Source organism: Achromobacter pulmonis (genome assembly GCF_902859765.1).
Taxonomy (GTDB): Bacteria; Pseudomonadota; Gammaproteobacteria; order Burkholderiales; family Burkholderiaceae_B; genus Achromobacter; species Achromobacter pulmonis.
In genome coordinates this window covers 22,378-33,656 of record NZ_CADIJV010000042.1, presented here as the reverse complement: position 1 = coordinate 33,656, position 11,279 = coordinate 22,378, and the positions used below count along the sequence as shown (strand labels likewise).

Here is an 11,279-nt window from a genome sequence, read left to right as displayed (position 1 = left end):
CCCGGCCGGGCGCGCATCGCCCTGGCCGGAAGGTTGCAGCCAGTTGACGAGGGCGCCGGCCGCCGCCAGGATCAGGGCGACGACGAGGGCGGTCAGCTTGCTGCCGCCGCGAAAGGGGGAATTGCCGCGCACGGGCCGCGCTCCGGAGAGGAAAACGCAGGCAGTTTGCCACAGCCCGGCGGCCGCCGGGCGGCGCGGCGCGCCCGCGATGGCACGGTTGCGCCCCGGGGCCGCGCTACAGCCAGCCCGACTTGCGGAAACGCCAATATAGGAACGAACAGACCGAGGCGATCACGCCCAGCGTGACCGGATAGCCGAACGGCGACGCCAGTTCGGGCATGAACTTGAAATTCATGCCGTAAATGCCGGCGATGGCCGTGGGCACCGCCAGGATGGCGGCCCAGGACGCCAGCTTGCGGGTGGTGTCGTTCTGCGCCGCCTGGCCGATCATCAGGCTGGCTTCAAAGGCGAAGGCCAGCGACTCGCGCAGGGCATTGAACAGTTCGTCGACCCGCAGCACGCGGTCGGCCACCTCGCCGAAGTAAGGCCGGGCGTGTTCGTCCACCGCCGACATCTCGACCCGCGCCAGGCGCCGGCAGATCTCGGCCAGCGGCGACACCACGGTGTGGATGCGCAGCAGGTCGCGGCGCTGGCGATACAGCTTGCGGATATCCGAATCCTTGGCGCCGCGGATCAGCAGTTTCTGTTCCGCCCCCTCGACCACCGATTCGATCTTGCCCGCCGCCGCCACATAGCGGTCCACCAGCCAGTCCAGCAATTCGGAGGCGACATAGTCGCTGCCGCGCTTGAGCAAGTCGGGCGAGGCCTCCAGCCGTTCGCGCAAGGGGCTGTGGCCGGCCGTGGCCCCGCGCCGCACCGTGACCAGGAAGCCCTCGCCGATCAGGAACTGGGTTTCGCCGAAGATGGGGCGCTCGGCCTCGACTTCGACGGTGATGGCGACGATCAGCACCATGTTGCCGTAGTCGATGATCTTGGGCCGGCGGTGCGCCTCCAGCATTTCTTCCTGGTTCTTGTCGCAGGCGCCAAGCTGGCCGACCACGTCCGCCAGCCGCTCGGGGCTGGGGTTGCGCAACCCGATCCAGAGCATGCTGCGGCCGGGATCGACGTGCTTGCCCACCTCCTCGATGGGCACCTCGTGATCGCGCCGGCCGTTCACGTAGGCGATGGACGCCACCACTTCGCTATTGGTCGCGGCGGCGGCATTCTCTTCGGTAGACATAGACATCCTTTGGCGATGCGAGCCCTGCGGGTGCAACCTATCGGCCGATGATAGCCCACCGGCGCGCCCCGCCCGCGGCCTGCGCGGACGCCGCTAGGCGAACAGGTTGCGCACGCGCCTGGCCACGTCCACGCTGGGCGCCTGCGGCGCCTTGGCCTCGCGCGCCGGCAAGTCCGGCGGCTTGGGCAGGTGATCGAACAGCGGCAGCATGGCGTTGGTGATGTAGCGGGTGCGCGAACCGTAGACATGGCGGTCGCCCATGCCGGTCTGCTGGTGCACGTAGAAACGCTGCGGCACGATCAGCTGCAGGCGTTCCCTGGCGCGCGTCATGGCCACGTACAGCAGGCGCCGCTCTTCCTCGATCTCTTCGGCGCTGCCGGTGCTCATGTCGGACGGGATACAGCCATCGACCACATTCAGCACGTACACCGCCTTCCATTCCTGGCCCTTGGCCGAGTGGATGGTGGACAGGATCATGTAGTCCTCATCGCGCGACGGCGCGCCCGATTCGTCGCTGGTGGCGTCGGGCGGGTCCAGCGTCAGTTCGGTCAGGAAGCGCTCGCGCGAGGGGTAACCGGCGGCAATGCGCACCAGCTGGTCCAGGTCGGTCTTGCGCACCCGCGCATCGTCGTACAGCCGTTCGAGTTGGCCGGCGTACCAGCGCAGCGCCAGGTCGACGTCGGCCGGCCAGCGCAGGTTTGGATCGGCCAGCGCCGCGTAGGTGTCGGCGAACGCGCCCCACTCCGCCTGCGCCGCCGCCCCCGGCTTGAACTCGCGCAGCGCGCGCAGCGGCTCGGCTGATTGCGCCATCGCATCCATCAGCTTGCCGGCGGTGGCCGGGCCGATGCCGGGCAGCAGCTGCGCCACGCGGAATCCCGCCATGCGCCCGCGCGGGTTCTCGGCCCAGCGCAGCAGCGACAGCAGGTCCTTGACGTGCGCCGCCTCCAGGAAGCGCAGCCCGCCGAACTTGACGAAGGGAATGTTGCGCCGGGTCAATTCCAGTTCGAGCGCGGCGCTGTGGCTGGAGGTGCGGAACAGCGCCGCCTGCGACTTGAGCGTGGCGCCGCCTTCGCGCTGCGCCAGCACCTGGTCGGCCACCCAGCGGGCCTGGCCGGCCTCGTCGCTGACGGTGACCAGCTCGGGCAATTGCGACGACTGCCGGTCGCTCCAGAGATCCTTGGCGTAACGCTCGGCCGCCAGGCCGATGACGGCGTTGGAGGCGTTCAGGATGGGCTGGGTCGAACGGTAGTTGCGGTCCAGCGTAATGACACGCGCCGGCTGCGGGAACTGGGCCGGGAAGTCGAGGATGTTGCGCACCGTGGCGGCGCGGAACGAATAGATGGACTGGGCGTCGTCGCCCACCACGGTCAGGCCGCGGCCATCGGGCTTCATGGCCAGCAGGATGGCCGCCTGCAAGCGGTTGGTGTCCTGGTATTCGTCCACCAGCACGTGGTCGAAGCGCGCGCCGACATCGGCGGCGATGGCCGCGTCGCCCATCATCTCGGCCCAGTACAGCAGCAGGTCGTCGTAATCCAGCACCTGCTGGTCCTGCTTGGCGGCGACGTAGGCGCGGAACAGGTTCTTGAGTTCGTCTTCCCATTGCGCGCACCACGGGAAGGTGGCGTGCAGCACATCGGCCACCGGCGTCTGGCTGTTGACCACGCGCGAGTAGATCGCCAGGCAGGTGCCCTTGAGCGGAAAGCGCGACTTGGTGGACGACAGGCCCAGCTCGTGCCGCACCATGCCCATCAGGTCTTCGGCGTCGCCGCGGTCGTGGATGGTGAAGGCCTCGGACAGGCCGATGCGCTGGGCGCAATCGCGCAGCAGGCGCGCGCCGATGGCGTGGAACGTGCCCGCCCACGGCAGCGACGGCGGCTGCTGGCTGCCGCGCAGGTTCATGACCCGCTGCAGCACGCTGCCGACGCGGCGTTCCATTTCCTGGGCGGCGCGGCGCGAGAAGGTCAGCAGCAGCATGCGCTGCGGATCGGCGCCATTCAGGATCAGGTGGGCGACCCGATGCGCCAGGGTGTTGGTCTTGCCCGAGCCGGCGCCGGCGATCACCAGCAACGGCCCGTCGTCGCCCGTGCCGCCGACGCCGAACTCGGCGGCCTCGCGCTGGGCGGGGTTGAGATCGGCCAGCGGATCGGGACGGCCGGACGGATGGGCGGGATTCTGGTCGGACATGGGCGTGCGGTGGGCGGCGGCGGGCGCGGTCGGCGCGGCCCGATACCTGGGGATATATCCAGGTATCATAACAGTCGAACCCGGCCACCGTCGGACCGTTTCCCGATAGCCACGGGGTCGTCCGCCGGCGCCCCAGCCGCCCGGCCCCGCCACCAGAACGCCACGCGCCCTTTCGCCCCCATGCGCCTGCTTACCGGCACCGCCTCCTGGACCGACCCCACGCTGCTGGCGTGCGGCCGCTTCTATCCGCGCCAGGCGCATGACGCCCAGGCCCGGCTGCGCTTCTACGCCAGCCGCTTTGGGCTGGCCGAGGTCGATTCCAGCTACTACGCCCTGCCCAGCGCCGAAAACGCCTACCTGTGGGCGCAGCGCACGCCGGACGATTTCGTCTTCAACATCAAGGCCTACCGCCTCTTCACCGGCCACCAGACGCCGCTGGCGTCGCTGCCCGCCGACATCCGCCGCGAGCTGGCCGACTGGCCCGAACCGGTCATCTACCACCATGCCATGCCCGGCGACCTGCGCGATGAACTCTGGCGCCGCTACACGTTGGCGCTGGAACCCTTGCGCATGGCCGGCAAGCTGGGCGCGGTGCATTTCCAGTTTCCGCCCTGGCTGCGGCGCGGCCCGCGCGGCCAGGCGCTGGTGGCCGAGTGCGCGCGGCGCCTGCCCGAACACCTGCTGGCGGTCGAATTCCGGCACCTCAGTTGGTTCGAATCCGCCCAGGCCACGGCGGCCACGCTGGCGTTCGAGCGCGAGCTGGGCGTGGTCCACACGGTGGTGGACGCGCCGCAGGGTTTCGACAACAGCGTGCCGGCCGTGTGGGAATGCACTCACCCCGACCTGACGCTGCTGCGGCTGCACGGCCGCAATGCCGCCACCTGGAACGCCAGCGGCGCCGCCTCGTCGGGGCGCTTTCAATATACGTATTCGGAGGCCGAGCTGGCCGAGCTGGCGCGCCGTTTCCAGGACCTGGCGCGGCAAAGCGCGCAGGCGCATGCGGTGTTCAACACCAATTTCGAGGACCAGGGCATGCGCAATGCCGCCGCCTTCGCGGCGGCGCTGGGCGGCGGGCAGCCCGGCCCAACCTGAGCGGCATGGCAAACCGGGCGCCGGCTTGCCAAACCCGCGTCAGGCCGGTTGCGCCACCAGCGCCGGCGCGGCCGGCGTCATGCGCGCCACTTCGGCCAGGCTTTCCAGCAATACTTCGAACTTTCGCGCGATGTCGTGCTCGGGCACGCAGGCATAGCCCAGCAGCAGGCCGGGCCGGCGGCCTTCGGCGCCAACGTAGTAGCGCGACAGGGCGCGCGTCAGCACGCCCTTGCGGCGCGCCACCTCCACCACCCGCAGGTCGTCCATATGGGGCGGCATGGTCAGCACAAGGTGCAGGCCGGCCAGGCTGGCGTCGCGGTGCAGCCACTCGGGTCCCAGGCGCCGCTCGATCAGGTTGACCAGCATGGCGCGGCGGCGCCCGTACAGCATGCGCATGCGGCGGATGTGGGCGGCATAGTGGCCCTCGGCAATGAAGGTGGCCAGCGCCGCGTGCGTCATCAGGTGGCCTTCGCGGTAGAGCTCGGCGTGGGCCGCCTGGAACGCCGCCGTCAGCGTCTTGGGCAGCACCAGGTAGCCGACCCGCAGGCCCGGATACAGCGTCTTGCTGAAGGTGCCCATGTAGATCACCGGCGCGTCCGGCTCCAGGCCCAGCAGCGAGGCGATCGGCCGGCCCGAGAAGCGGAATTCGCTGTCGTAGTCGTCTTCGATGATCCAGCTGCCATGCTGGCGCGCCACCGCCAGCAGTTGCCGGCGCCGCGCCAGCGACATCACCGGTCCCAGCGGATACTGGTGCGACGGCGTCACGAAAATGAAGCGCGGCGGCGCCATGCCGGGCACCGCGCCCGCGTCCGGCAGGCGCATGCCTTCCTCGTCCACCGGCAGGTGGACGGTATGCAGGCCGTTGGCCTGCAGCACCGTACGCGCGCCCCAATAGCCCGGGTCTTCGACCCAGGCGGTCTCGCCCGCCTCGCCGAGGATGCGGGTGGCCAGGTCGATGGCCTGGTGCGAGCCTTCGGTGATGAGGATCTGGTCCGGCTCGCAGTCGATCGAGCGCGTCAGCGCCAGATGCTGCGCCAGCGCCTCGCGCAGCGCGGGCAGGCCGCCGCCGTAGGCGTAGGTCAGCAGATCGGGGCTGGGGTTGCGCCACAGCGCGGAAAAAATGCGGCCGAACTTCTTGTGCGGAAATTCGGTCAGGTCGGGCACGCCCGGCATGAAGGCGCCCCATTGGTAGGGCGAGGCCGACACGCCGTCGACGATGGCGGCGCCACGCGCCGACAGCGCCGCACGCGGCTGCGGCACCGGAGCGCGGCGCGACTGGCGGCCGCTGGCCAGATAGGAGTCGGGCTGCGACGCGTTGACGAAGGTGCCATTGCCCTGCAGGCTGCGGGTGTAGCCTTCGGCCAGCAACTGGCCATAGACGTGCACCACGGTATTGCGGGCGATGCCCAGTTCGGCGGCCAGGTCGCGCGAGGCGGGCAGGCGCGAGTCGGCGGCAATCGATCCGTCCAGGATGGCTTCGCGGATGCCATGGTACAGCCGCTTGTTCATCGGCCCGCCAGCGGCATCGGCCAGGCGCAGTTGCAGCAAGTCTCCGACAATGGACCGCAATTGGTTCTACCTGATTTATAAAAGTGGTTCCCACCAATGGGGCCATAGTAGCATTAAAGTAAGGCTTTACCGCCCACTTGCCATCCGAGGCTGAGATGAAAAATCAGGACCTGAATACCCGTCGTTCCCTGGCCACGCCGCGCGGCGTCGGCGTCATGTGTGACTTCTATGCCGTGCGCGCCGAAAACGCCACGCTGTGGGATGCCGACGGCAAGGAGTACATCGACTTCGCGGGCGGCATCGCCGTGCTGAACACCGGCCACCTGCATCCCAAGATCAAGGCCGCTGTCAGCGCCCAGCTCGACAACTTCACCCATACCGCCTACCAGATCGTGCCGTACGAAGGCTACGTCTCGCTGGCCGAGCGCATCAACCGCCTGGCCCCGATCGACGGCTTGAAGAAGTCCGCTTTCTTCACCACCGGCGTCGAAGCCGTCGAAAACGCCATCAAGATCGCGCGTTCGGCCACCGGCCGCTCGGGCGTCATCGCCTTCTCGGGCTCGTTCCACGGCCGCACCATGCTGGGCATGGCGCTGACCGGCAAGGTCGCCCCCTACAAGCTGTCGTTCGGCCCGATGCCGGGCGACATCTATCACGTGCCGTTCCCCAACGGCACCCAGTCCATCAGCGTGGCCGATTCGCTCAAGGCGCTGGACCTGCTGTTCAAGGTCGACATCGATCCCAAGCGCGTCGCCGCGATCATCATCGAACCGGTGCAGGGCGAAGGCGGCTTCAACATCACCCCGCCCGAACTGATGGTGGCGCTGCGCAAGCTCTGCGACGAGCACGGCATCCTCCTGATCGCCGACGAAGTGCAGACCGGCTTCGGCCGCACCGGCAAGCTGTTCGCCATGGAACACCACTCGGTGCAGGCCGACCTCATCACCATGGCCAAGAGCCTGGGCGGCGGCTTCCCGATCTCGGGCGTGGTCGGCCGCGCCGACGTCATGGACGGCCCGGCCGCGGGCGGCCTGGGCGGCACCTACGCCGGCAACCCGCTGGCGGTGGCCGCGGCCCATGCCGTGCTGGACGTGATCGCCGAGGAAAAACTGTGCGAACGCGCCGTGCAACTGGGCGACAAGCTGCGCGCCCACCTCGAGGGCCTGCGCGCCAAGGTGCCGGGCATCGCCGACGTGCGCGGCCTGGGGTCGATGGTGGCGCTGGAACTGAACGATGCCAACGGCAAGCCCGACGCCGAGGCGGTCAAGAAGGTGCAGGCCCGCGCCATCGCGCAAGGCCTGATTTTGCTAAGCTGCGGTGTGTACGGCAACGTCCTGCGCTTCCTGTACCCCTTGACCATTCCCGACGCCCAGTTCGACCGCGCGCTGGCCATCCTGGCCGAGGCCCTGGCCGCATAATCAAGCAAGGGCTCATCCCGTGCATCCGGTCGGCGCAGGCAGCCTGGACAGGCTTGGCCTACCCCGGCCGGATATCCGCTTTTTATTGATGGCGCTACCGCGCCTGCCCATCGGGATGCCGCGGAGCCGGCTCCGCCGCTCGGCAGGCATGCCCCAGGAGGGGGCCCGCCTAGGGAGGAGCGCGCAGCGGCTTCGGGGGTGGGCCCAATTCATCAAGGAGACTTAACTCATGACGTCATTGACCCATCCCCTGTCGCGCCCCGAACTGCTGCGCGACGCCTGCTACATCGACGGCAAGTGGGTGGCGGCCGGCAACGGCCCGTCCATTCCCGTGGACAATCCCTCCACTGGCAAGACCATCGTGTCGGTGCCCAAGCTGGGCCGCAAGGAAGCCGAGCAGGCCATCGCCAGCGCCGAGGCCGCCCTGCCCGCCTGGAGCGCCAAGACCGGCAAGGAGCGTGCCGCGATCCTGCTGAAGTGGGCCCAGCTGATGATGCAGAACCAGCAGGACCTGGCCGCCATCATGACCTCGGAACAGGGCAAGCCCGTGACCGAGGCCGCCGGTGAAATCGCCTACGCCGCGTCGTTCCTGGAGTGGTTCGCCGAGGAAGCCAAGCGCATCGACGGCGACGTGCTGCAAAGCCCCAAGGCCGGCCAGCGCCTGCTGGCGCTCAAGCAGCCGATCGGCGTCACCGCCGCCATCACGCCGTGGAATTTCCCGGCCGCGATGATCACCCGCAAGGTCGGCCCGGCCCTTGCCGCCGGCTGCACCATGGTGGTCAAGCCCGCCCAGCAGACGCCGCTGACCGCGCTGGCGCTGGCGGTGCTGGCCGAGGAAGCCGGCGTGCCGGCCGGCGTGTTCCACGTCATCACCGGCAGCTCGCGCGAGATCGGCGCGGCCCTGTGCGAAAGCGACGTGGTGCGCAAGCTGAGCTTCACCGGCTCGACCGAAGTCGGCCGCACGCTGATGGAGCAATGCGCCCCCACCATCAAGAAGCTGTCGCTGGAACTGGGCGGCAACGCGCCCTTCATCGTCTTCGACGACGCCGACCTGGACCGCGCGGTCGACGGCATCCTGGCCTCGAAGTACCGCAATGCCGGCCAGACCTGCGTCTGCGCCAACCGCATCTACGTGCAGGCCGGCGTGTACGAGGAAGTCGCCAAGCGCCTGGTGGCCAAGGTCGACGCCATGAAGGTCGGCGACGGCTTCGAGGACGGCGTCACCCAGGGTCCGCTGATCGACGCCAACGCCATCGAGAAGGTGCAGGAACACATCGCCGACGCCACCGCGCACGGCGCCAAGGTCATCGCCGGCGGCAAGCCGCATGCGCTGGGCGGCACGTTCTTCGAGCCGACCGTGGTGCGCGACGTGACCCAGTCGATGCGCTTTGCCACCGAGGAAACCTTCGGCCCGGTGGCGCCGCTGTTCCGCTTCGAATCCGAGGAAGAAGTCATCGGCATGGCCAACGACACCATCTTCGGCCTGGCCGCCTACTTCTTCACCCGCGACTACGCCCGCATCTGGCGCGTGTCCGAGGCGCTGGAATACGGCATCGTCGGCATCAACACCGGCCTGATCTCCAACGAAGTCGGCCCGTTCGGTGGCGTCAAGCAGTCCGGCCTGGGCCGCGAAGGCTCGAAGTACGGCATCGAGGAATACCTGGAAATCAAGTACCTCTGCGTCGACCTGGGCGCCTGAACGCGCCCCTCCTCGCCCCGGGCTCCCGCCCGGGGCGGATAAACGGGGCTGCGGTCCCGTTTATCCCCAGGAATTGTGGACAACCTGGCAGATAACCCCTGCACAGGTGCAAAATTCCCTTTAGGCTCATACGGTTATGAATCGCGATCAAATGCCGCCCAGGCATGATAGATTTGCGCGTTCCCTGGACGAGCAACGATGAGCAGAACATTCACCCGTGACGACACCCGCAAGCTGGCCGGCATCCTGGCCGAAGCCGCACAGGCGGAGGTCATGCCGCGCTTTCGCAACCTGCCCGAGGGCAGCGTGCGCGACAAGAGCTCGCCGCGCGACCTGGTCACCGACGCCGACGAGGCCGCCGAGCGCATGATCGCCGCGCGCCTGTCCCGGCTGCACCCGGGCGCGGTGCTGATCGGCGAGGAAGCCTCGACCCGCAACCCGGCCCTGCTGAACATGCTGGTGGACGCCGAGCTGGCGTTCCTGATCGACCCCATCGACGGCACCCGCAACTACGTGGCGGGCCTGCCGCTGTTCGGCATGATGATCGCGGCCTGCCACCGCGGCGACGTGATCGCCGGCGTGATCTACGACCCGGTCAACCGCGACAGCGCGCTGGCGGTGCGCGGCGAAGGCGCCTGGATGGAATACGAGAACGGCAAGCAGGCGCCGCTGGCCGTAGCCAGCCCGGCGCCGCCCGAGGACATGGACGGCCTGATCGCCACCGGCGCCCTGCCCGAGCCGCTGCGCAGCACCGTCAACGGCAACCTGTCGCGCCTGGGCAGCACCGCCAGCCTGCGCTGCGCCGCCCACGAATACCGCATGCTGGCGGCCGGCCACAGCCACGTCGCCCTGTACAACCAGCTGACCGCCTGGGACCATGCCGCCGGCTGGCTGCTGCACCGCGAGGCCGGCGGCTACGCGGCGCGCTTCGACGGTTCGCCCTACAAGCCCACCCACCGCAGCGGCGGCCTGCTGTACGCCCCGGATGCCGGCAGTTGGCACGCGGCGCGCAAGGCGCTGCTGGGCGACGCCATCCCCGACGCCGAGACTTGACATTCGCGGCCGACACGCCGGGAAATGCTCGCAAAATCGGGGTAATCCCTAGGAATTATCCACAGTATCTGTGGACAACCCTATGGAAAGGTCTGTAACAGCACAAAAAAGTCCTTACAGGCCAGGCACTTGGTTAAACCGGTCAAAAACCGGCCGCTGTCGGTCCTACTTTCATGCTGCCGCCAGCGCCTGCAACGCCACCGCGCTGGGCAGTTCGATCTTCAGCGTCAGCAGAGGGTCGGCCCGGGTGCGGCCCAGATTGATGGTGGCGATCGGCAGGCCGTTGCGCGCCGCCGCGGTCACGAAGCGATAGCCCGAATAGACCATCAGCGACGAGCCCACCACCAGCACCGCGTCGGCCGCCATCAGACCGGCATTGGCGCGGTCGACCCGCTCGCGCGGCACGGTTTCGCCGAAGAACACCACGTCCGGCTTGACGATGCCGCCGCAGACCGGACAGGGCGGCACCTGGAACGCCGCGAAATCCACGCCCTCCAGGTCGGCATCGCCGTCGGGCGCGTCGTCGGCCTCGAACGCGATCCAGCCGGGGTTGTGCCGGTGCAGCGTGTCCTGCCAGGCCTCGCGGCCGCCGCGCCAATCGCAATGCATGCAGCGCACCTGGTCGAGGCGGCCGTGCAGGTCCACCACATCAGGGCTGCCAGCGGCCTCGTGCAGGCCGTCGACGTTCTGCGTCACCAGGATCGACACCCGCCCCTGCCGCTGCAATTGCGCCAGGGCGCGGTGCGAGGCATTGGGTTGCACCTGGCCGAAGCGGCGCCAGCCCACCATGCTGCGGGCCCAGTAGCGGGCGCGCGCATAGCCGCCGCCCATGAAGGTCTGCAGCGTCATGGGCGGCGAACGCTTCCATTCGCCGTCGCTGTCGCGGTAGTCGGGGATGCCGGAATCGGTGCTGACACCCGCTCCCGTCAGCACGAACAGCCGCGGGTGGCGGTCAACGAAGCCGCGCAGCGCGGCCAGATCCGAAACATGTGTGTCCATCCAGTTTCCCGTAGCGAAACGCGGGCGTCCAGGGCGCCCCGGGCCGGACGCGGGCGGCAGCAGGGCTGCCCGGGCGTCTGGCGCC

The 11,279-nt window shown here is 68.9% G+C and carries 8 protein-coding genes; 4 read left to right on the top strand and 4 right to left on the bottom strand.

Going from position 1 to position 11,279, the window contains the following annotated elements:
* Window positions 1-235: 235 nt before the first annotated feature.
* Both HV701_RS24125 and HV701_RS24120 read right to left on the bottom strand, forming a co-directional pair.
* A complete protein-coding gene (locus HV701_RS24125; protein ID WP_175135533.1) occupies window positions 236-1,240 on the bottom strand; it encodes a magnesium and cobalt transport protein CorA in 1,005 nt (334 codons plus the stop codon).
* A 93-nt stretch (window positions 1,241-1,333) separates the two neighbouring features.
* Window positions 1,334-3,424: an ATP-dependent helicase gene (locus tag HV701_RS24120; protein WP_175135532.1), complete on the bottom strand. Its 2,091-nt coding sequence runs from the start codon at window positions 3,422-3,424 to the stop codon at window positions 1,334-1,336.
* Between the two features lie 180 nt (window positions 3,425-3,604).
* On the opposite strand from HV701_RS24120, the gene HV701_RS24115 reads away from it, so the two are divergent.
* The gene (locus HV701_RS24115; protein WP_175135531.1) at window positions 3,605-4,516 is read left to right on the top strand and encodes a DUF72 domain-containing protein; all 912 of its coding nucleotides are present in this window, start codon (window positions 3,605-3,607) and stop codon (window positions 4,514-4,516) included.
* 39 nt (window positions 4,517-4,555) lie between these two features.
* On the opposite strand, the gene pdxR is transcribed toward HV701_RS24115, so the two are convergent.
* The gene (gene pdxR / locus HV701_RS24110) at window positions 4,556-6,085 is read right to left on the bottom strand and encodes a MocR-like pyridoxine biosynthesis transcription factor PdxR (RefSeq protein ID WP_420867827.1); all 1,530 of its coding nucleotides are present in this window, start codon (window positions 6,083-6,085) and stop codon (window positions 4,556-4,558) included.
* 95 nt (window positions 6,086-6,180) lie between these two features.
* On the opposite strand from pdxR, the gene gabT reads away from it, so the two are divergent.
* The 3 genes from gabT (at window position 6,181) to HV701_RS24095 (ending at window position 10,195) form a co-directional block, all read left to right on the top strand.
* On the top strand, window positions 6,181-7,443 hold the full coding sequence (gene gabT, locus HV701_RS24105) for a 4-aminobutyrate--2-oxoglutarate transaminase (protein WP_175135530.1): 1,263 nt from the start codon (window positions 6,181-6,183) through the stop codon (window positions 7,441-7,443).
* Window positions 7,444-7,672: 229 nt separating this feature from the next.
* Window positions 7,673-9,142 (top strand): NAD-dependent succinate-semialdehyde dehydrogenase, encoded by a 1,470-nt coding sequence (locus HV701_RS24100; protein ID WP_175135529.1) that lies wholly within the window; start codon window positions 7,673-7,675, stop codon window positions 9,140-9,142.
* Between the two features lie 198 nt (window positions 9,143-9,340).
* On the top strand, window positions 9,341-10,195 hold the full coding sequence (locus tag HV701_RS24095) for an inositol monophosphatase family protein (protein WP_175135528.1): 855 nt from the start codon (window positions 9,341-9,343) through the stop codon (window positions 10,193-10,195).
* Window positions 10,196-10,366: 171 nt separating this feature from the next.
* On the opposite strand, the gene HV701_RS24090 is transcribed toward HV701_RS24095, so the two are convergent.
* Window positions 10,367-11,194 carry an NAD-dependent protein deacetylase gene (locus tag HV701_RS24090; RefSeq protein ID WP_175135527.1) on the bottom strand — a complete coding sequence of 276 codons (828 nt, stop codon included), beginning with the start codon at window positions 11,192-11,194 and terminating at the stop codon, window positions 10,367-10,369.
* Window positions 11,195-11,279 lie beyond the last annotated feature (85 nt).

Excerpts from the sequence above, each read along its gene's own strand:
- HV701_RS24095 (WP_175135528.1), top strand. The coding sequence starts at position 9,341 with ATGAGCAGAACATTCACCCGTGACGACACCCGCAAGCTGGCCGGCATC.
- HV701_RS24100 (WP_175135529.1), top strand. The coding sequence starts at position 7,673 with ATGACGTCATTGACCCATCCCCTGTCGCGCCCCGAACTGCTGCGCGAC.
- HV701_RS24120 (WP_175135532.1), bottom strand. The coding sequence starts at position 3,424 with ATGTCCGACCAGAATCCCGCCCATCCGTCCGGCCGTCCCGATCCGCTG.
- gabT (WP_175135530.1), top strand. The coding sequence starts at position 6,181 with ATGAAAAATCAGGACCTGAATACCCGTCGTTCCCTGGCCACGCCGCGC.
- HV701_RS24125 (WP_175135533.1), bottom strand. The coding sequence starts at position 1,240 with ATGTCTACCGAAGAGAATGCCGCCGCCGCGACCAATAGCGAAGTGGTG.
- HV701_RS24115 (WP_175135531.1), top strand. The coding sequence starts at position 3,605 with ATGCGCCTGCTTACCGGCACCGCCTCCTGGACCGACCCCACGCTGCTG.
- HV701_RS24090 (WP_175135527.1), bottom strand. The coding sequence starts at position 11,194 with ATGGACACACATGTTTCGGATCTGGCCGCGCTGCGCGGCTTCGTTGAC.